The organism is Bacteroidales bacterium, assembly GCA_013141385.1.
In the GTDB taxonomy this organism is placed as follows: Bacteria; Bacteroidota; Bacteroidia; order Bacteroidales; family Tenuifilaceae; genus UBA8529.
On record JABFRB010000002.1, the window covers coordinates 25,742 to 47,678 of the forward strand.

The window sequence follows — 21,937 nt, forward strand, 5'->3', positions numbered from 1 at the left end:
TACCTAAAATAAAAGTTATGAAGAGAATTTCAATATTATTCTTGGCGCTGATTGCTCTACCTTTTGTGAGTTTATCTCAGAATAGTCAAGGCAAAACTGACGATATGGGAAGAGTTGCCCTTACAGCTTTCGTCCCGGAGCAAGCAGAAGGTATACCAGCATCTGCACGTCAGTTACTTCAAGGTAAAATGCAACAAATTGCTGTACAGAATGGAATTGGAGGATCTGGTTCTAACCCACGTTTCTTTATTGTTCCAATGGTAAATGTGTTGACCAAAGAGATAACACCAACAGCACCACCTATGCACGCATTAACACTTGAGGTTGTATTTTATATTGTAGATGCTTCTAACCAGACAATTTTTAGCCAAACCAGCATAACTGTAAAAGCTGTGGGTGCATCTGAAGATAAAGCGTATATAGCAGGTCTAAAGAATCTCAATGTTAAGGCAGGGCAATTCAAGGGTTTTGTTGAAACGGGAAAAACCAAAATAATGGAGTTTTATAACTCACAATGCGATGTTGTTATGAAAGGCGCTCAAGCTCTTGCCGGTCAAAAGAAGTATGAGGAGGCTCTTTTCGGCTTACTAAGCGTACCAGATGTTTGTCGCGAATGCTTTGACAAGTGTATGGATTTATCTATTGAGATTTATAAACAGTATGCAAACTATAAGTGTACGGAGTATATGGCAGGAGCTAAAGCATCTTGGGCTGCTATGAATAGCGATAAAGCAGCTGAATTTCTTGGCAAGATTACTCCCGATATGGAGTGTTACCCTCAAGCCGTTCAACTTACTGAAGAGATCACACAAAAAATGCTTGCTGATGGTGCAAATGTATGGACTTTCAAGATGAAACAATATGATGATTCAGTTGACAAAGAGAAACTGATGATCCAAGCGGGTAAAGATGTTGCCGTTTCTTGGGCTTATTGGGGTGCTTCTGCCAATTTTAACTGGGATTGGAACTGGCTTTACAAAAAGTAATTATTATTAACTCAAATATTTTTTTAATCTAAATTTTAATTAAATCAAATGACCATGAAACTAGCTAAAACCTTTTTATTTGTTGGAGCAATTGCTCTATCAGTAGCCCTTGTAAGTTGTGGTGGTTCAAAACCAGCAGCTAAAGATGACTCAATGGGAAAAGAATTAAATATTCCCTGTAGCGATAATGAATTTCACGCTGATCAGAAGTTTTTCCGTGGCACAGGTACAGGAACCAGCCAAGATCTTAGTACTGCTAAGAATAAAGCAAGCATTGATGCAAACAGCAATTTAGCTGCTTCAATTAACCGTACCATTAAAACCGTTACAGATCGTTATACCAATGATCGTCAAATTGGAGAAGGTTCAGAGTTTGAGCAAAAATTTGAGCAGTTAACTCGCGACGTTGTTAACCAAGAGTTGAACAATGTTTCAACTGTTTGTAGCAAAACATTCAGCAAAGATGGTAAGTATACCATTTACATGGCTGTTGAAGTTGCTAAGGATGAGTTGTTAAACAACATTAAAGACAAGATTAGCAAAGATCAAAAACTTCAACTTGATTATGACAAGATGAAATTTGAGAATATTTTCAACGAGGAGATGAATAAACTTGCTGGTGAAAAACCATAATCTTTATTAAACAAAACCCCAATCGGCAACCCTTCGGGGTTGCTGATTGCTATATAAGGATTTCATTCCAATCGTTTGAGGTTACATCTTATATATTAAAATTCAAATAAACCCAAACAAATTAAATTATGAAGAAGTACTTACTATTGGTTGTTGCCTTAATTGCTTCTGCTGGAATAAGTTTATCTCAAGATAAAATTATTGAGAAGAGCGGAAAACAACCAAAATGGGTAAATAATTTAGAGAAAGATTATATAATTACAGTAGGGAGTGGTGCTACAAGCCAAGATGCTCAACAAAATGCGCTCACAATGGTTAAGGAGCGAATAGTATCATCTGTTGCTGAGAATGTTAAATCAAAAACTGAATTAAAGAAGGAAGAAGCTAATTACAATAATAACATTTCTGTATTTCTTGAAAAATTTGCTTCACAAACAACAACCGAATCTGGTAAAGTACCATTTTTACAAGGTATATCCCTTTCAAAAGTGCAGGAATTTTATTGGGAAAAATTGCAACGTAAGGACAAAAGCGTATTCTTTAATTATCATATTAAATATCCTTTTCCTGAATTGGAACTTAACAAACTTGTTTATGATTACAAAACAAGAGACGCAGAACTTACAAAGCAACTTGAAGATCTCCTAGGCCAAACTGAAACAGTTGAGTCTGTTGAGCAGATTGAAAAAAATATAGGGGAACTAAAAGTACTCATAGATTACTTTATGGATGGTAGAAAAAACCAAGCAGAACTTGGAATTACGAAGTTTCAATCCCTTCTTGCATCAATAGAACTTGTTGAGGTAGAAAGCAATCTTGGAGAGTTAAAATATGCCTTACGCTTAGGCACAAGGACTATTAGCACGGTAAAAAAACCAATTACAAAATCAGAATGTGCTCGTATCACTTCAACAATTAATAATCAGACTAATTGGTTGGTTAAGTACGATTATGCCAACTGTTATGAGGATCCAGAGAATAACATTCTTGTTAAATATCGTTTTGGAAATTCTGATGTTCAAAAGAAGTTTTACTTTGATATTTCAGTCAACAAAGCCAGTATTTTTGTGAATGAACCTTTTCATTTTACAACCACAACAAAAGGAGATGTTACAATTGATGCTTCAATCTTAGACATGATTGTTGTTTCAAAATATGATTCGCCATTTACTGTTCTAAAGGTGGTAGTTGAATTCAAAGGTTTAACTCCTGTTATAATTGATGGAATTAACCAAAGTTTCACAGGAAAAGGCAATCATAATCTTAAACTTAATATTGGTCAAGCCATTAAAATCGATGAAACCTCTTCGATCGGGAAAACAATATCTTTTTTATCGGGATCTATATACTACCGTTCGAATACAACTGGAGAGGAAAAAACATATAAAATATACAATCACAGCTATACTACAGATTGGTAAAAGAATTATAATAGCAGAAAAAAAGGCCCGAACATCGGGCCTTTTTTTATTCTTTATATACCTGAAATTCAAATGGGACTTTAACATGTTCGGCAAGGTCAAAACCAGCTTCTTTTATATCAGTATCCTCATCATTATACTTCCAAATCACTTTAACCTTATGTCCTAAACTAGCGAGTTTCTCAATTTTTTTGAAAACCTGAAAAAGTAATTTAGAACTGGGGGTATTATAGTAAATCATCTTAAACCGAATAATTGTCTCCGAATTAGGATCTATTGTATATGCATCCCACCACTGTAAAATGGGTTCATAGAATGCTTTTGCATCTTCTGGTAATGAATTACCAGAAAACTCAAATACTCCATTAACCTTATCGAGAATTATTTCTGGGTATTGGCTTGTAGCCTTATATTTTAATGCTTCCATATCTAATCAGTTAAGATTCCGACACTATAAAATTAGTGCTTTTTTAAGTAAATACCTGCTTTTTTTATATCTTTTTTATGATTGAACTAATAAGTTTAATCTTAATATAGCTTTTTATAATGTCAAAATTAATTAATAAATAATAGTAAAGGTATACTATTTTTTGAATCGTGCAAACACACCCAATGGTAGACGCCTTGAATTTCTATCGGTTACAAAAAGTTCACCGTATTCAGGTTTGTCTATACCAAAGATGGATTTAGCAAAGTTCTCTGCAATTAATGCTGAGAAACCTATAGAATAAATATTTAAAATCAAGAAACTATTTTTGGGTGAAAGTATTTGATTGCAATTTTTGAGCAAATTATTAATGCCTTCTTCTAATTTCCACATTTCTCCCTCAGGACCTCGTCCAAAAGCAGGAGGATCAAGGATTATCCCATTATAAATATTTCCACGACGACATTCCCTGCTAACAAACTTTACCGCATCATCAATGATCCAACGAATATCTTGTTGACCTGATGCCTCCATGTTTTCCCTAGCCCAAGAGACCACCTGTTTAATGGAATCAAGATGGGTTACATCTGCTCCTGCTGCTCTAGCAGCAAGTGATGCCCCACCTGTATAGGCAAATAGATTTAAAACCTTTGTATTAGGTTGTTGGAATCCTTTTATTGTATCGTAGATATAGTTCCAATTTGATGCCTGTTCGGGAAATATCCCGATATGTTTAAAAGATGTTAATCCCAACCTGAATCGCAGGTTCATTTCCTGATACTTATAATCAATGTACCACTGTTCCTTGAGTCCTGGTTTTAATTTCCAGTCCCCTTTTTCGCCTTCGTTCTTAAAATTGGAGCCCTTGTCCGATTTCCCATTAATAAAATATGCATCAGCCATTTTTTTCCACTCATCATTGGATAAGGATTTATCCCAAATTGCCTGAGGCTCAGGACGAGCGACTATCCTATTTCCAAACCGTTCCAACTTTTCGAAATCACCACTATCTATAAGCTCATATTCTGGCCAATTTGTTGGACTTAATAATTTCATAGATTTATAATTAGATTAATCAATTGACATGTTAAAATTGCTTTGATTAAGTTGATTGCAATTGTAGGCTTTCTTTATTTTGTAAATATCCTTCGGAATTATTTCACTACATAGGTATTTCATTAAATTAGATTTTTGGCGATTTAACCTTCATTAAACAATTTTTACAATCAAATTCCAATGGGTAAAGATTGTTATTATCTTTTAAAAATAGATCACCAGTTGGTTTACCGTTTTGTTTTATTGGACAAATTCCAACTTCGTATTTAATACAGTATCGCATTACCATCAGCTCAGCATCAGGAATATTTTGCTGGAGTTCAAACGCATCATCAATTGACAAAACTCCTTGGCGATTATAAAATGTCTTAGATAAACTATTTGAAACATTTCCTTTATACGAAAGTTTATTGGTAAAATATTGACTTTTTACTCTCACCTTTTTATTATTGGTCTTACTAAATTGTTCAAATCTTGTATTAGTTAATTTATTAATCAAATCCCTGCGTATTTGATTGATAGTTGAGGTGGGAATAAAAACAGGCTTATACATGTTAATCTCAACAATTTCGATTTTAAAGATTGTATCGCCTGCCTTAGAAAGTTGAACTCTTATATTCTCAATAGATTTCTCAGAATTTAGTGCAAGATCAAAATTACTATTTACAATGATTGAGGCAGAATTACCATCTTCGTCTAGTGCTGAGAATACAAGTCCTGCCTCTGTTTGCTCAACTTTTAGTTTACAATTAATCCAGCGATTACGATTGCTGCTTTTTAGAGCATTATTGAAATCATGATCAAAATTACGAAATACTTCAACCCCAATTTTTATATCTTTCATTTCACCATAAGGGAATATTTTATTTGATTCAACCCGATTTACCCTTAATCCTGTTAAAATCCCCTTAGAGTTGATAAAGCAAAGCCCATCGCCATTTGCCAAAGGCGTTTTCCCCGAAATTGTAAACCAGCCATTTCCATAAGTCGAAACAACCCCCAACTTTTTACCTGTTGATTTTTGGGTATCCATTGATGATTGTTCTTTTTGCCTCTCATTAATAAAATGAGTGGTAAAGCCTCTATTGAAGCTGCGCTCTGGATCAGGAGAAAAGGATATTCCCGTATGTCCAGATGATGAACGTTTCAGATTTGAGTTATTTCCCACTATTTTATTTAGAAGTTGGTTGTAGTGGCTTGTAATATTCTTAACATAATTAATATCTTTCAATCTCCCTTCAATCTTAAATGAGGTTATTCCTGAATCTATTAAATCTGAAATATGATTTGAAAGGTTAAGATCCTTTAATGAAAGTAGATGTTTGTTTTTTACAATGATTTTTCCCGATGAATCAACCAAATCATAAGAGGAGCGGCATGGTTGGGCACAAGCACCCCGATTAGCACTACGACCCGTAATCGATTGGCTAAAGTAGCATTGACCACTGTAACTAACGCATAAAGCACCATGAATAAAAAATTCCAAATCGATTTTGGTTTGGTTGCGGATATTTTTTATCTCTTCAAGGGACAACTCTCGGGCAAGTATAACTCTATCAATCCCTACACTTTCCAAGAATTTAACCTTTTCGAGTGTTGTATTGTGCGTTTGAGTGCTAGCAAATATTGGAATGGAAGGTAAGTCCATTTCAAGAATTGCCATATCTTGAATAATAATTGCATCTACCCCAATACTATTCAATGATTCAATTAGTGATTTGACCTGTTCAATCTCGTTTTCGTAAATTATCGTATTTACAGTTACGTAGACCTTAACATTGAATGGATGTGCATATTTAACAAGTTTTTCGATATCTGAAATAGAATTACCTGCATTCTCGCGAGCACCGAATTGATTTGCCCCAATGTAAATGGCATCGGCACCGTGATTAACAGCCGCAACACCCGTTTCGTAATCCTTTGCCGGGCAAAGAAGTTCAAGATATTTCATCAAGTTAAATCTGTATCAAAAATAGTTTTTAAGAATGATAAACGCTTTTAATTATATTCTGTGATAAAAATAAATTAACGCTTTTTAGTAAAGAAATTGGAGACGAGCGATGAACAATTATCTTTTAAAATATCAAAAGTAACTGTAGTTTTTGGATGGAGGATAGTTTTTTCAAAAAGACTATAACCCCGTTTTGGATCTTTTGCGCCATAAACCAATCTGCCTAGTTGTGCCCAGTAAAGGGCTCCTGCACACATTGGACATGGCTCAACGGTAACGTAAAGAGTACATTGATCTAAATATTTTCCTCCAAGGTAATTTGTAGCAGATGTTATGGCTTGCATTTCGGCATGAGCTGTTGGATCATTTAGCGTTTCGGTTAGGTTATGAGCCCGTGCAATAATTTGATTCTGGCATACTAAAACCGCACCAATTGGAACTTCATCTTTATCCGCTGCTTTTTGGGCCTCTTTCAAGGCTTCATGCATATACCTCTCATCTATTTGAGAATTTTCCATGCTTTTAAATATTGTGCAAAGGTATAAAGATGTAAAAATGTATAACCTTTTAAAGGCATCATTTTTTTTATCAACTTCAGTCGTTGTTTTAAAACACGGATATTTCTTTTTACTTTCGCATGATTAAAAAAAACAGAGAGATGTACAGAACTCATAATTGTGGTGAACTCCGATTGAAAAATATTGGACAGCCAGTAATGCTTAGCGGATGGATTCAAAAAATCCGTAATCTAGGTGCGATGACATTTATTGATTTACGCGATCGATATGGAATAACTCAACTCGTTGTTGATGATAAGAGCGATTCCTCGTTACAGAGTTTAATATCAGGACTTGGGAGAGAGTTTGTTGTAAAAGTTGAAGGAAAGGTTATTGAGCGGAGTAGTAAAAACAGCAAAATCCCAACTGGTGAAATTGAAGTTAAGGTTGATGGCGTTACTATTTTAAATTCCTCTGAAATTCCTCCATTTACCATTGAAGATGATACGGATGGAGGTGATGAGTATAGAATGAAGTACCGTTACCTTGATTTAAGGAGAAACCCAGTAAAGGAAGCTTTAATGTTAAGGCATCGGATGGCTCAAGAGGTTAGAAAATACCTTGATAGCAAGGAGTTTATTGAGGTAGAAACACCAGTCCTAATAAAATCCACACCCGAAGGTGCTCGTGACTTTGTTGTACCATCGAGGATGAACCCGGGTGAGTTCTATGCATTACCACAATCACCTCAGACTTTCAAGCAACTTTTAATGGTTGCTGGATTTGACAAGTATTTCCAAATTGTTAAATGTTTCCGTGATGAGGATTTAAGGGCTGATAGACAACCTGAGTTCACTCAGATTGATTGTGAGATGTCGTTTGTTGAGCGTGATGATGTGCTTTCTACTTTTGAGGGGCTAACTAAGCATCTATTTAAGTTTGTAAAAGGGATTGAGTTCAATGAACCTTTCCAGAAGTTGTCCTATCAGGATGCAATGAAATATTATGGCTCCGATAAACCTGATATTCGCTTTGGAATGCAATTCGTTGATTTGACAGATAAATTTAAAGGTAAAGGATTCGTTGTATTTGATAGTGCTGAGTACATCGGAGGTATCTGTGTAACGGGTTGTGCAAGTTACTCTCGTAAACAGATTGACGAGTTAACTGAATTTATCAAAAAACCACAAATTGGCGGGAAAGGGTTGGTGTACATAAAAATGGAGGAGGATGGTTCAATAAAATCATCTATTGATAAATTCTATACACCAGAAGATCTTAAAGGAATTGTCGCTCAGATGAATGCTAAAAAAGGCGATTTGATCTTAGTAATGTCTGGTGATAAGAAGAAAACGCTTACGGGTCTTTGTGAACTTCGCCTTGAAATGGGAAATAGGTTGAACCTTCGTGATAAAAATAAATTTGCTCCACTTTGGGTGGTTGATTTTCCTCTGCTTGAATGGGACGATGAGGTTAAGCGATTCTTTGCTATGCACCACCCATTCACATCACCAAATCCAGAAGATATTCCATTATTTGACACTGATCCAAAAGAAGTTAGAGCGAATGCTTACGATTTAGTAATTAACGGGGTTGAGATCGGTGGCGGGTCAATTAGGATACATGATAAGCAGTTACAGCAAAGAATGTTTGAAGTATTAGGCTTTACGCCCGAAGATGCAGAAGCTCAATTTGGCTTCCTGATGACTGCTTTTAAATTTGGTGCTCCTCCACACGGTGGGATTGCTTTTGGTTTCGACAGGTTATGCTCACTATTTGGCGGTGCTGATTCCATTAGAGATTATATCGCATTTCCAAAGAATAACTCAGGGCGTGATGTTATGATTAACTCTCCTGCACCTATTTCTTCAGAGCAATTGAAAGAACTTAGCATCGAATTGAGAAAGGTTTAGTCCTTATCAAAACTAAACATAAAGACACAAAGTTTCAATATTTCTCTGTGTCTTTATATAAATTTTTTCTTCTTATTTTTTCTGATTATCCAACTGTTTAATCAGTTCATCAACAGCAGCCTTAAGTTGGGTATCATTGCCATTAGCAGCATCTTCGGGGGTAATCATAACTTTGATATCTGGTTCCGTCTGGTGATTTTCCAAATAGTTTCCATTCATGTCTTTAACACCAATTTGGGGGATACCAAAAACTAAAGAGGGATCTTGTTGATCTTCCCACCAAACGGCGGTCATTGTACCTGGGACAGGCATACCAACAAGTTTCCCTATATTTAATGTTTTATATGTATAAGGGAAAGCATGAGCATCGGAATAATTCCCTTCACTAACCAAAACGATTGATGGTTTACTCCATTTTGAGATAGGTTCAGAACCAATATATTGCCCACGTGGGACAAAGTTCGCATAACGTTTACCGCTAAGCAATGTGGCTAAATCATCATGAAGCCAACCACCCCCATTAAAGCGGGTATCAATAATGATTGCTTCTTTATTAATATCTCGACCAAGTAGTTCGGAGTATACTTCCCTAAAACTTTCGGAATCCATTCCTCTTACATGGATATAGCCAATTCGACCATTCGAAAGTTTTTCGGCTTCAAACTTTCGGGTTTTTACCCAGCGCAGATATAGCAGTTCGTTTTCTTCCCTGATACTGATTGCTTTAACAATTTCAGTCCATTTCTCACCTGTTTCAGGATTTAATAAATCTAAAAATACCTGTTTATCTGCTTTTCTATTAAGTAGAGAATAAAAATCTTTATCGGCGACAATCTCTATACCATCAATCTTTTCGATTATTATTCCTGCTTTTATTTTACTTTTGGCTCTAATCAACGGGGACTTCTCAATTACTTCAGCAATTTTTACACCATTACCCCTATATGTATTATCGTAAAACACTCCTAAACTACCTGTTTGATCTGCATTATCGGGTTTGGAATAGTACCTACAGCCAGTATGCGATCCATTTAACTCACCAAGCATTTCGCTTACCATTTCAGAAAAATCGAAGTTGTTATTAATATTAGGTAGAAATCTTGAATATTCTTCTTTGTAGAATTTCCAATCGACATTATGTAAGTTAGGATCGTAGAATTTTTTGCTTATTTGACGCCAAATATGCTCGAAAAGATAAGCTCTTTCGGCTGGGTAGTTTATATCAAATTCGGCCTTAAAGTTTATATTCGAAAGTTTATTTGATGATATCTCAACCTTCATTAAACTTCCATTAGACAGAAAAAATAAGTTTTTGCCATCTTTATCCATTTGTAAATTACCTGCAAATCCATCAATTTTAAGCAGAAGTTTTGTTTCATTATCCTTAATATTTCGAACCCAAAGATCATACCCTTTCTCGAATTTACTTAAGTAGTAAAGTTTATCACCCTCTGGTACAAGTATGGCATCGGAGATATTGGAAGAGTTAATCGTTAACCTAACTTTTCTATCATCCAGATTATCTAATTCGAATTTTAGAGTTTCAGTGACCTTTTCCTTTTTTTCATCTTTGGTTTTCTTGTCCTTTGAATCTTTTTCCTTGTCAGTTTTCTCTTTTTCTTCTTTCTCCTTCTTTCTCTTTTCCTTTAATAGTTCCCATTCCTGTTTTGTAAGGTTAAACTCATCGAAAGCCTCTTGGGTTAAGAACATACCATAAATATCAAATTCGGACCCCCAGGAGCCATGGCTTCTCATCCCCATTTTATCATTAAACCATATTACTGATTTTCCATTCATCATCCACTTTGGGGAGTTATCAGCATAACCGCTTTTTGTGAGGTTGGAGAATTTTCCAGAGCCATTGGCGTTAATTAAACCCACTTCAGTATCAGGCCAAGATGGGTATTCATTGAAACATGCTAAAAACCATTTACCATCTGGAGACCATTGATACCATTGGTCTCCATCGCTATAAGAGTAGTTGAATCTGCCATCAAGGATGGTTCTAATTTGTTTTGATTCAAGGTTGATAACACAGAGCGTTGTTCTTTCTTTTAAAAATGCCACTTCTTTACCATCGGGTGAATATGCAGGCTGGAATGTTTCATCAGATAATTCAACAATTGGCTCCTCTTTTAATAGCGTTGATAGCGAAAAGTTAGGCTCGTCTTTTGAGAATATACTTGTTTGATAAATCTTCCAGCTGCCATTCCTTTCAGAAGCGTAAAGCAGTTTTTTTCCGTCTGGGCTAAAACTAACCGACCGTTCCTGTTCAGATGTTTTTGTTATACGTTTTGTTGTTCCATAATCAGTTGAGGTTACAAAAACATCACCCCTTAATATAAATGCTATCTCTTTTCCATCAGGCGACACAGACATTTCTGTGGCACCTTTTGTACGAGTTTCATAGCTTAACGTGGTTTCAGTTTGATCCGAAAGAATATTGATATTTACCTTTTGAGGCTGCCCACCAATTGTCTGCGTATATAATTCTCCATTATGCTGGTAACAAAGAAGATCGTTGTTTGATTTAGTTAAAAATCTAACAGGATGCTTATCGAAGAATGAAATTTGTTTAGGCTCTCCTCCCTGTTCCGTGCTTATTGTCGCTACATTAAAACTACCCCATTGTTCAGTAAGATAAAATATAGATTTACTATCAATAGAGAATACAGGATTTCTATCTTCTCCATTAAAAGAGGTAATTTTTTCATGTTTACCCGTTTCGGTATTATAAATCCAGATATCTCTAGTAACAGCTGATTTATGATGTTTTCTCCACGGATCTTCATAACCTTTCCTATCCTGATAAACTATTAATTTGCCATTAGGACTAAAATTAGCATCCTCTGCTGGGGTGGTTAATATTTGATTAACCCTACCACTCGTTGTAGGTACGGAATATAGTTCGGATAGAATATTATCTGGAAATTGAATATTTTTTGAGTTATCCTGAATTTGAGCTGAGAAAATTATATTTTCCCCATCGATACTGAATGTTGATGGGTATTCATTATTTGAGTGGAAGGTTAAACGGGTTGGTATTCCTCCTTCAATTGGAATTGTAAATACATCATAATTGCCAAACCTATTCGATGCAAATGCAACTGTTTTCCCATCTGGTGACCAAACCGGCATAAAATCGTATGCGGGGTTGGTTGTCAATATTATTGCGGTTCCACCCTTTGTATCAACTTTGTACAAATCACCTTTATAGTTGAATACAATTGTTTTTCCATTGGGAGAAACTGCAGGATATCTCAACCATAGAGAACCATTTACTTGTCCAATTCCAATTGTAATAATGTAAAAGAATAAACTGATTGAAAATATTTTTTTTAACATAAATAGGAGGTTTTTGTTATTACTCTATGGTAAATTAAATATTTTAATACTAAATTATAATTGCCAAAGATAAATAAGTAAATTGCAAATAGTCAATTTATTTGAAAGAAAATAAAATCTTATATTCATTTACCTTGGCCAATTATTTAAGGTGTAATAGTTCTCATTATTTAAATACAGTAGTATTTTTTAGTTGTATATTTAATAAGAATGATAGGCGATTAGATAGTATTATAAAATTTAATTTGACAAAATTTAATTTAATTTATAAAATTATATTGACTTTTATTATTGTTTCTTTATATTTGACCAATATTTAACAATCAGATTATCTGATTTGTATAAGACCGAAAAAATAATAATTAAATACATAATTTGTCATGAAAAAAATTTCACTTTCAGAAATTGAGGTTAATGACCTTCTAGACCTTTACCAATCGGAGATTGATAGAGCTCAACGTAGAATTAATAATTTAAAAACCATTATTGTAAAATTATCGGAAGGACAATCAATTGAGCCATTAGAAGAAACACCAGTTAAGACAAAAGGGAAAAGAGGTAGAAAACCTAAAGTTAAACCTATTGAAGTAAAAGCCGTAAGCGAAATAAAAGATAAAAAAGGAAAAGTTGTAGCGAGCGAACCAAAAAAGCGAGGAAGAAAGAAAAAAATTGTTGAAGTAATTGCTGTTCCACAAAAAGATATTAAGAAAGGAAAGGTTCTTGAAGTAAAAGAAGCTCCAAAAAAAAGAGGAAGAAAGAAAAAGATTGTTGAGGTAAATGCTGCTTCCGAAAAGACAGAAAAAGTTATCAAGTCTAAGGTTGCTAATGTTAAGAAAGGGAGAAAGAAAAAAGTTGTTAAAGTAAAAGCAGTTCCAAAGAAAAGAGGTCGTAAGCCAAAGTCGATGCGTAAACCGATTAAGGGAGGCAAGGGCGAAAACAAGGTAAAATGGAATGATTTTATAACTGAAACCATTACTTCCAAAGACTCAATGATGTTAGCCAGTTCAATAACACAGGCGGCTCTTGAGAAATTTCAAATCCCAAGTAACGACAGAGATAGAGTTCGAATGGCTATATCTACCACACTTACTAAGATGGCAAATAAGGACAAGGTTCTCCAAACATATACTCAGAAAGGAATTAGAGGAGCATTCTTTGGTCTTACCTCATGGTTTAACGAAAATGCTGAACCCATAAATGATTACCAAAAGAAATTAATGTAATTTATTTCCCAATAATAAAATAGAAAGCCGGTTTAATCCGGCTTTCTATTTTTAGAATACTGACGATAGGGTTTTTATTAATATTTTTTTATACGCGTTAATTCAATTTTATTAACGGGCTGATACACCAAAGGAACATGTTCAACAAGCACGTCACTTTTATCCAAACCAAATGCTTTTTCATCACTTTGGCCAAGTTTATATAAGAAAAAGTAAGAATTCAACAATAACCCTTCGCGAAGTGCAAATTCATTTTCTACCGAAAGGTATTTGTGAATAACAACAAATTTAAAATCAAGTTCAGTGTTGTATTTGTTAGAACGATCGGGGCGGGTATACAGACTCAGCTCATTGCTAGCTATTAGCTCCTGAACAATCCTTTTAAAATACAATTCGGTTTTGGGTTGGATTCGAAAACCAACATTAATGTTTATCTTGATTAGTTTCCCTTCTAGCAGTTCAATAATATCATATGTCAGTGTATACGGATGTTCTATTCGGTTAATATGAACGAACCAATATACATCCGCTCTTTTAGGCTTCTTTCCAAATATTGATTTTATAATTTTCTCCTCAATTTCTTGACTAGAATTGGCTTTTGTGAGATAGATTAAATGTGTTGAAAATTTAGGAATGCTCTGATCTTCACTTAATAACTCTATTTTAGACAGATATTTATTAATCTCAATAAATTTGGTAAATCGGTTGTTTATTTTCCGGGCATAGTACCAAACATACATGGTTGTGAATATAAATAGTTCGAAAAATAAAAACATCCACCTCTCTTTTATTTTTACAACATTGGCAATGAAGAAGGAGGTTTCAATTGTAGCAAACAGAATAAGTAAAGCGTATACCAAGAATCGATTCCACTTAATCTTGTATAATAAATAGTAACTAAGAAGTATGGTGGTCATCATCATAGCAATGGAAATTGAAAAACCATAAGCAGCTTCCATGTGAGCGGATGATCTAAAATATAAAATCATTAAAATACAACCACCCCAAAGTATGGCGTTTACACTTGGAATGTAAATTTGTCCTTTGGTATTTGATGGTTGCCTTACTGCTATTCTAGGCCAGAAATTAAGGTTCATTGCTTCGCTAATTAAAGTATAACTTCCGCTAATCAATGCTTGAGAGGCAATGATGGTGGCTGCTGTAGCAATGAGTATGCTTGGTAATAAAAACCAAAGAGGAATCATTTCGAAAAAAGGATTTCTCCCATTTAGCATTCCACCACCTTGATGTATTACCCATGCAGCCTGTCCTAAATAGTTAATCACTAGGCTAATCTTTACAAATGCCCAAGTGATACGGATATTTTTAATGCCACAGTGTCCAAGGTCAGAATACAAAGCTTCAGCTCCAGTAGTGCAAAGAAAAACTGCACCTAAAAGCCAAAATCCGTTGGGGTAGTTAGCTAGAAGATTATATGCATAGTGTGGACTTAAAGCCCTTAATACATCAGGATAGTGTAATAATTGTGAAAGGCCTGCAATAAAGAGCATCGAGAACCATACGGTCATTACAGGGCCAAATATTTTTCCTATTACTTGGGTTCCAAATCGTTGAAAGAAGAATAGTAATGAGAGAATTGCTATTACAATGCCAACAGTAAGATTATTTCCTGCAAGAATTGAGTTTTCAAAACCTTTAACCATTCCTAACCCTTCAATGGCTGATGCGACGGAAATTGGAGGTGTAATAATTCCATCGGCTAATAATGCTGTTGCTCCTAGTATAGTTGGAATAACCAATCTCTTTCCATACCTGCGAACTAGAGCATATAAAGAGAAGATACCACCCTCACCATCATTATCGGCTTTCAGGGTTAGCCAAATATATTTTATTGTGGTTTGAAAGACCAAAGTCCAGAATATGCAAGATACACCCCCGTAAACTAGATTAATATCAATAGGTCTATCCCCAATTACAGCTCTTAATGCATACAAGGGACTTGTTCCAATGTCACCGTAAATGATTCCAAGAGCGACTAATAGAGTAGCAATAGTTACTTTGTTGCTAATCCCATTTTTAATCTTTTCCAATTATCAAGTTTTTAAGCTGGCAAAGGTCATTTTAATGGTATAAGCAAAATGTTAAACTTGTAGTGAATAGTATAAAGAAAATATAAAGAGTTATTAAAAAATCTCTTTACAAAATCTTTATTCACATCAATTCATTTTTTACAAAACCCTTATAAGTTTCGTCATATTTTTGTAACGTCTAAAAATGATATTGTATGAATGCAACAATTTTATTAACAACAACACAAACCTTTGGAGCAAATAATTCAACAGGTTATGTAATTGGAGCTGTTATAGCCCTATTTATACTAGGATACCTTTTTTACTCACTTTTTAAACCCGAAAAATTTTAATTTGAAATATAATAGATGATTTTTTTATTCATCTTGAAGTTTCTTATAGAATTTATAAACTATGAAAAACAAAAATATTTTGCTCGTTGGGTTTATCACTTTAGCCTGCTTTACAAATCTTCTTGTAAATGCGCAAACAAGTGAACCAACTTCTCCATTCAAAGTAACCGCAGATTTGGTAAGCCATTTTGTATGGAGAGGTTCGATGGCAACTGGAAGTCCTACCCCTAACTTTCAACCAACCTTAGCTTTTACAAAAGGGAATTTTGAAATTGGTGTTTGGGGATCAACAGATTTTGTTGGAAGTTATAAAGAAGTCGACCCATATATGTTTTTAACTGTTGGACAATTTAAATTTACAGTTACAGATTATAATTGGAATTTTGATAACGTTAAATACTTTAACTATAAGAATAGCGAAACAGGTCATCGGTTTGAAGGTACGGTTGGTTTTACTGGTTCAAAGGTTTTGCCAATAAGTATCACGTGGAATACAATGTTTTACGGTTTAGATAAGAAGTCTGTCGACTCAACCAAACAGGCCTATTCAACTTATATTGAACTAGGTTATTCCAAGGGAGCTGCCAGTTTCTTTTTTGGATTTACCCCATGGGCAGGTTATTATAATAATTATGGGGTAACAATTTTTGACCCCGAAGCTAGTAAAAAAACATTTTCAATAGTCAATATTGGTGTTAGCATAACAAAGAACCTAAAAATTAATGAAACTTTTTCTTTGCCGCTCAAGGCTACTTTAGCAGTTAACCCTTCGGCTACATATACCAAGAAGGATTATGCACACCTAGTATTTGGCATAACATTCTAAAAAAATAGTAATATGACAACACAGGATATTATTCAGATCATTCTATACTTTGCCCTATTAATAGGTTTCACACCTATTTTAGGCAATTATATGTATAAGGTATTTACAGGGCAAAAACATATCATGTTGCCTGTCTTTGGGTGGCTCGAAAAGATGACCTATAAATTAACTGGGGTAAATTCAGATGAGGAAACAAATTGGAAGTCATATACCTTCGGGTTGCTTATGTTTAACTTGATTGGACTTATTTTTGTGTTTCTGATTCAAATTATTCAGGCCTATTTGCCGATGAATCCTGCGCATCTTTCAAATGTTTCGTGGCACTCAGCGTTCAACACATCTGTAAGTTTTATGACCAATACCAACTGGCAGGGATACGCAGGAGAAACAACACTCAGCTACTTCGTACAGATGATTGGGCTAACTGTACAGAACTTCGTTAGTGCCGCAACTGGAATTGCTGTTTTAATTGCGCTAATAAAGGGTATTTCCCGAAAAACTACAGATAAACTTGGTAATTTTTGGACAGATCTAACGCGTTCAACCTTATATATACTTTTGCCGCTTTCTATTCTGTTTGCTATTATACTAGTTGGACAGGGTGTTGTTCAGAACTTTAAAACATACGAAACAGTTCAAACTTTGCAACAGGGTGCACAGCAAGTAATTCCGATGGGACCTGCAGCCTCACAAATTGCCATCAAGCAATTGGGCACTAACGGTGGTGGATTTTTTAACGCGAATAGCGCACACCCTTTCGAGAACCCAACCCCTTTCAGCAATTTTCTTGAAATGTTAGCAATACTGCTTATTCCTGCTGCATTAACCTATACGTATGGAAGAATGGTTGGCTCAACACGACAGGGATGGATAATTTTTACTGCTATGATGATTTTATTGGTTGCAGGCTTAAGCATTTCTTTATATGCTGAGTATTCCGCTAATCCAATTTTCGGGCATTTACACCTGATGGAAGGTAAGGAAACACGTTTTGGAATCACTAATAGTATTCTTTGGGCAAATGCTACCACTGCAGCATCAAATGGTTCTGTAAATGCGATGCACGATAGTTTTTCGCCTTTAGCAGGAATGGTTGCCATGATAAATATTATGCTGGGTGAAATAATTTTCGGTGGTGTAGGTGCTGGGTTGTATGGCATGGTAATATTTATAATCCTCACAGTATTTATTGCTGGATTAATGGTTGGTCGTACACCAGAGTATTTGGGCAAAAAAATTGAAGCATTCGAGGTGCAAATGGCACTGATTGCCATTCTTGCTCCAAATATTGTAATACTTATTTTCTCTGCATGGGCATCTGTGTGCACCCCCGGACTCTCAAGTCTTAATAATGCTGGACCTCATGGCCTCTCCGAAATTTTTTACGCCTTTTCTTCAGCAGCCGGAAACAATGGCAGCGCTTTTGCAGGGCTTAACGCCAACACTGTATTTTATAATCTTACTATTGGTATCGGAATGCTCATCGGTCGTTTTGGAGTGATTATTCCTGTTATGGCAATAGCAGGAAGTATGGTTAAGAAGAAAATTACCCCACCTTCCTCTGGAACTTTTCACACCGACAATTGGTTGTTTATTGGATTATTAATAGCGATAATCCTTATCGTTGGCGGGTTAACACATTTTCCTGCGTTGTCGCTTGGTCCAATCGTTGAACATTTATTAATGAATAATGGAATAACCTTTTAATTCCTGAATAAAATGAGCACAAAAAATAAGTCAAGCCTTTTTAATAAAAAAATATTATTGCAGGCTTTAAAAGATAGCATAACCAAGCTAAACCCTGCTTTGCAGATTAAAAATCCTGTAATTTTCATTGTGGCAATAGGTGCCATTCTTACAACAATCATATTATTGATTGGTGTTTTTCAAGGAAACTTTTCGTCCTTTAATCTTCAAATCGCTATCTGGCTTTGGATTACAATTTTATTTGCCAACTTTTCCGAAGCCATTGCCGAAGGTCGGGGAAAAGCACAGGCCGATAGTTTGCGTAAAAATCGTACACAGGCAAAAGCCCGAAAGTTAGAGGGTAAACAAGAAATTTCTGTATTTGCAACTGAACTAAAGAAGGGTGATATCGTCATTTGTGAAGCTGGAGATGTAATCCCTTCGGATGGTGAAGTGGTAGAAGGCATTGCAAGTGTTGATGAATCGGCAATCACGGGTGAATCTGCTCCAGTTATTCGTGAAAGTGGAGGCGACAGATCCGCAGTTACGGGAGGAACAAAGGTAATCAGCGATCATATTTTAATTCGAATCTCATCAGAATCTGGCGACACATTTCTTGATAGGATGATATCTTTGGTTGAAGGTGCTAAACGCCAGAAAACGCCAAACGAAATAGCCTTATCAATTCTTCTTTCGGGTTTGACAATTATTTTTCTAATGGCGGTGGTTACCCTTCCGGCATACTTTGGATATAGCCTAACCGCTTCGGGTTTGCCAATGTCGCAAAACTTAACCATTCCTGTACTAATTGCCTTGTTGGTATGTCTTATACCTACAACCATTGGAGGCTTGCTGAGTGCAATTGGTATTAGTGGGATGGACAGGCTTATTCAGCATAACGTTATCGCTACCAGCGGTCGTGCAATTGAAGCTGCTGGGGATGTTGATGTGCTTTTACTTGATAAAACGGGAACAATCACGTTGGGCAATCGTATGGCTACCGATTTTATTCCCGCTGAGGGAGTAACGATTGAAGAACTTGCTGATGCAGCCCAACTTTCATCATTATCGGACGAAACACCTGAGGGACGTTCGATCGTAGTTCTTGCCAAAGAACGATTCAATATTCGTGGTCGTGAGGTTTCTCAGTTAAATGCATCGTTTATTCCTTTTACAGCGCAATCGAGAATGAGCGGTGTTGATTTAAAAACCGATGACGGTACTACTCATAAGATCCGTAAAGGCGCATCGGAGGCCATCCGTACGTTTGTGCAAAACAATAATGGTTTTTTCCCTCAAAAAATTAAGGATAGTGTTGCCGAATTGGCTCGACAAGGAGCAACACCTTTGGTTGTAGCAGAAGATAACAGGATACTTGGGATTGTTCATCTCAAAGATATTGTAAAGGGGGGTATTAAGCAGCGTTTTGCCGAACTTCGGAAAATGGGTATTAAAACAGTAATGATTACAGGCGACAATCCATTAACAGCTGCTGCCATTGCAGCCGAAGCAGGCGTTGATGATTTTATGGCCGAGGCCACTCCAGAAGACAAACTACGTCGTATCCGTGAAGAACAAGCTAACGGACATCTCGTAGGTATGATTGGCGATGGTACTAATGATGCACCTGCTTTAGCTCAAGCTGATGTTGGAATTGCCATGAATACAGGAACTCAGGCCGCACGTGAAGCAGGTAACATGGTTGATCTCGATAGTAATCCAACCAAACTAATTGAAGTAGTGGAGGTAGGCAAGCAGTTGCTTATGACCCGCGGATCACTAACTACCTTTAGCATTGCCAACGATGTAGCAAAATATTTTGCCATTATTCCTGCTATAGCTATTGGTTTATATGCTGGAAAAACAGGAATTGGACCGCTTTCAGCTCTCAATATTATGAATCTTGGTTCACCTCAAAGTGCAATTCTAAGTGCAGTAATATTCAATGCTATAATCATTATACTCCTAGTTCCTTTAGCGTTAAGGGGCGTTCGTTACAGACCTGTTTCGGCTAATGTGGCTTTAACACGTAACCTATTAATATTTGGATTGGGTGGGATTATTGCACCTTTTATTGGGATTAAACTTATTGATATTTTAATTAACTTGTAAATCAATAAAAAAAATGAAAACACTCATCATATCCTTAAAAATCTTCCTGTTCTTTACCATACTAACAGGAGTTATTTACCCACTTTTTGTTACAGGAATAGCACAGTTGACATTTTCTAAAAAAGCAAATGGAAGTTTGATAACTATTGACAATAAAACCATTGGGAGTGAACTTATCGGGCAACAATTTGATAGTTCCATTTATTTCTCTTCACGTCCCTCAGCAATTTCATATAACCCTTTACCATCAGGGGGCTCGAATTATGGGTTAACGAATATCAATCTAAAAAAATTGGTTAATGAACGTAAACATCAATTCATAGCTTTTAATCGATTAGATAGTTTAACCGTAGTTCCTTCCGAGATGCTATTTGCATCAGCAAGCGGATTGGATCCGCATACATCACCCAGTGCAGCATTGCTTCAGGTCAATAGAATTGGCGAAGCAAGAGGATTTAATTTATCTCAAAAGCAACAATTAGTTGATTTGATTAAAAGTAAAACGGAAGAAATGCAATTTGGTCTTCTTGGAGAGCCAAGAATTAACATCTTAGATTTAAATATTGAACTTGATAAACTTGATCGGAATAATACAAACAACAAATAAAAACTATATTATATGAAACCCTCAATCCGCAGTAAAAAATTTACAATGGGTATGGTGCTATTCTTAGTGATCATTTTATTATTATCGATCTCATCAGGTTTCTACCTTAACAGATTATCGAGTAAAACAAGTGCAATCCTAAAAGAAAACCATGTTTCCGTTGTTTATGCCAGAGACATGTCGGTAGATCTAATCAATATCAATCAGGGAATTCTAAATTGCTATTTAACCAATAAAAACCCTGATACTGTTGCGATCAACGAAGAGTTTAGGTTATTTGACAAATCGCTGATATTAGAAAAGAACAATATAACGGAGATTGGTGAAAATGCCCTTGTATTAAGCATTGAACAGAACTTTACTAATTACCGCGATTCTGTTAAAGAATTTGCAAAATCACCAAATCCACTACTCAAGGTTCTTAATCTTCAAAAAAAGTTTGATATTCTTTACCAACAATTGATGCAACTGTCTCAAATGAACGAGAAAGCCATCGAAGTCAAAACTGATGATGCAAAAGTTTCGGCAAAGAACGCTACCTTACAAATGACTTTTATAGCAACCTTGTGTTTTTTGATTGCTTATGGATATACCTTTATCTTTTCATCGTATTTCAATGATCGATTTTTTAAATTGTATAATGGGATTAAAGAAGTTGTTTCCAGTAATTACAGGCAAAGGCTTGATCTTAAAGGCAATGATGAACTTGGCGAAATATCGTTGATTATTAATGAGATGGCTGAAAAGTTAGATAAAACTGACCATAGTAATAACATTTCAATAGATTGATCATTTAGAGATTTAGGCTTAGGATAATTGATGAAGTAGTGGTCTGTATATGAAATTAAACCAAACCACTGAGTTTCGAAAC

At 35.5% G+C, this 21,937-nt stretch carries 17 protein-coding genes; 11 read left to right on the top strand and 6 right to left on the bottom strand.

The window, feature by feature from the left end; translation table 11 throughout:
• Positions 1-17 precede the first annotated feature (17 nt).
• The 3 genes from HOO91_01320 (at position 18) to HOO91_01330 (ending at position 3,040) form a co-directional block, all read left to right on the top strand.
• Positions 18-986, top strand: a complete 969-nt coding sequence (locus tag HOO91_01320) for a hypothetical protein (protein NOU16185.1) — start codon at positions 18-20, stop codon at positions 984-986.
• A 54-nt stretch (positions 987-1,040) separates the two neighbouring features.
• Positions 1,041-1,619, top strand: coding sequence for a hypothetical protein (locus tag HOO91_01325; GenBank protein NOU16186.1), 579 nt, complete (start codon positions 1,041-1,043; stop codon positions 1,617-1,619).
• Positions 1,620-1,747: 128 nt separating this feature from the next.
• A complete protein-coding gene (locus tag HOO91_01330; protein NOU16187.1) occupies positions 1,748-3,040 on the top strand; it encodes a hypothetical protein in 1,293 nt (430 codons plus the stop codon).
• A gap of 46 nt (positions 3,041-3,086) precedes the next feature.
• Here the strand turns inward: HOO91_01330 and HOO91_01335 are convergent, their stop codons facing one another.
• The 4 genes from HOO91_01335 to HOO91_01350 all read right to left on the bottom strand — a co-directional run bounded on the left by HOO91_01335 (position 3,087) and on the right by HOO91_01350 (position 6,992).
• On the bottom strand, positions 3,087-3,467 hold the full coding sequence (locus HOO91_01335; protein NOU16188.1) for a DUF1987 domain-containing protein: 381 nt from the start codon (positions 3,465-3,467) through the stop codon (positions 3,087-3,089).
• 156 nt (positions 3,468-3,623) lie between these two features.
• Positions 3,624-4,523 carry an oxidoreductase gene (locus tag HOO91_01340; protein NOU16189.1) on the bottom strand — a complete coding sequence of 300 codons (900 nt, stop codon included), beginning with the start codon at positions 4,521-4,523 and terminating at the stop codon, positions 3,624-3,626.
• A 127-nt stretch (positions 4,524-4,650) separates the two neighbouring features.
• On the bottom strand, positions 4,651-6,474 hold the full coding sequence (locus HOO91_01345) for a U32 family peptidase (GenBank protein ID NOU16190.1): 1,824 nt from the start codon (positions 6,472-6,474) through the stop codon (positions 4,651-4,653).
• A 74-nt stretch (positions 6,475-6,548) separates the two neighbouring features.
• Complete coding sequence (locus HOO91_01350; GenBank protein ID NOU16191.1) at positions 6,549-6,992, bottom strand: nucleoside deaminase; 444 nt, start codon at positions 6,990-6,992, stop codon at positions 6,549-6,551.
• A 140-nt stretch (positions 6,993-7,132) separates the two neighbouring features.
• Between HOO91_01350 and aspS the strand changes: the two genes are divergently transcribed.
• Positions 7,133-8,884: an aspartate--tRNA ligase gene (aspS, locus tag HOO91_01355; GenBank protein ID NOU16192.1), complete on the top strand. Its 1,752-nt coding sequence runs from the start codon at positions 7,133-7,135 to the stop codon at positions 8,882-8,884.
• Between the two features lie 72 nt (positions 8,885-8,956).
• Here aspS and HOO91_01360 read toward each other — a convergent pair whose 3' ends face one another.
• Positions 8,957-12,229 carry a peptidase S41 gene (locus tag HOO91_01360; protein ID NOU16193.1) on the bottom strand — a complete coding sequence of 1,091 codons (3,273 nt, stop codon included), beginning with the start codon at positions 12,227-12,229 and terminating at the stop codon, positions 8,957-8,959.
• 380 nt (positions 12,230-12,609) lie between these two features.
• On the opposite strand from HOO91_01360, the gene HOO91_01365 reads away from it, so the two are divergent.
• Positions 12,610-13,452, top strand: coding sequence for a hypothetical protein (locus tag HOO91_01365; protein NOU16194.1), 843 nt, complete (start codon positions 12,610-12,612; stop codon positions 13,450-13,452).
• 77 nt (positions 13,453-13,529) lie between these two features.
• Here the strand turns inward: HOO91_01365 and HOO91_01370 are convergent, their stop codons facing one another.
• Positions 13,530-15,503, bottom strand: coding sequence for a KUP/HAK/KT family potassium transporter (locus HOO91_01370; protein ID NOU16195.1), 1,974 nt, complete (start codon positions 15,501-15,503; stop codon positions 13,530-13,532).
• 194 nt (positions 15,504-15,697) lie between these two features.
• On the opposite strand from HOO91_01370, the gene kdpF reads away from it, so the two are divergent.
• The 6 genes from kdpF to HOO91_01400 all read left to right on the top strand — a co-directional run bounded on the left by kdpF (position 15,698) and on the right by HOO91_01400 (position 21,855).
• The gene (kdpF, locus tag HOO91_01375; GenBank protein ID NOU16196.1) at positions 15,698-15,835 is read left to right on the top strand and encodes a K(+)-transporting ATPase subunit F; all 138 of its coding nucleotides are present in this window, start codon (positions 15,698-15,700) and stop codon (positions 15,833-15,835) included.
• Between the two features lie 61 nt (positions 15,836-15,896).
• On the top strand, positions 15,897-16,661 hold the full coding sequence (locus HOO91_01380) for a hypothetical protein (protein ID NOU16197.1): 765 nt from the start codon (positions 15,897-15,899) through the stop codon (positions 16,659-16,661).
• 12 nt (positions 16,662-16,673) lie between these two features.
• The gene (gene kdpA, locus HOO91_01385) at positions 16,674-18,368 is read left to right on the top strand and encodes a potassium-transporting ATPase subunit KdpA (GenBank protein ID NOU16198.1); all 1,695 of its coding nucleotides are present in this window, start codon (positions 16,674-16,676) and stop codon (positions 18,366-18,368) included.
• A gap of 12 nt (positions 18,369-18,380) precedes the next feature.
• On the top strand, positions 18,381-20,459 hold the full coding sequence (gene kdpB / locus HOO91_01390; GenBank protein ID NOU16199.1) for a potassium-transporting ATPase subunit KdpB: 2,079 nt from the start codon (positions 18,381-18,383) through the stop codon (positions 20,457-20,459).
• Between the two features lie 13 nt (positions 20,460-20,472).
• Positions 20,473-21,066, top strand: coding sequence for a potassium-transporting ATPase subunit KdpC (gene kdpC, locus HOO91_01395; protein ID NOU16200.1), 594 nt, complete (start codon positions 20,473-20,475; stop codon positions 21,064-21,066).
• Positions 21,067-21,078: 12 nt separating this feature from the next.
• Positions 21,079-21,855: a hypothetical protein gene (locus HOO91_01400; protein NOU16201.1), complete on the top strand. Its 777-nt coding sequence runs from the start codon at positions 21,079-21,081 to the stop codon at positions 21,853-21,855.
• Positions 21,856-21,937: the final 82 nt, after the last annotated feature.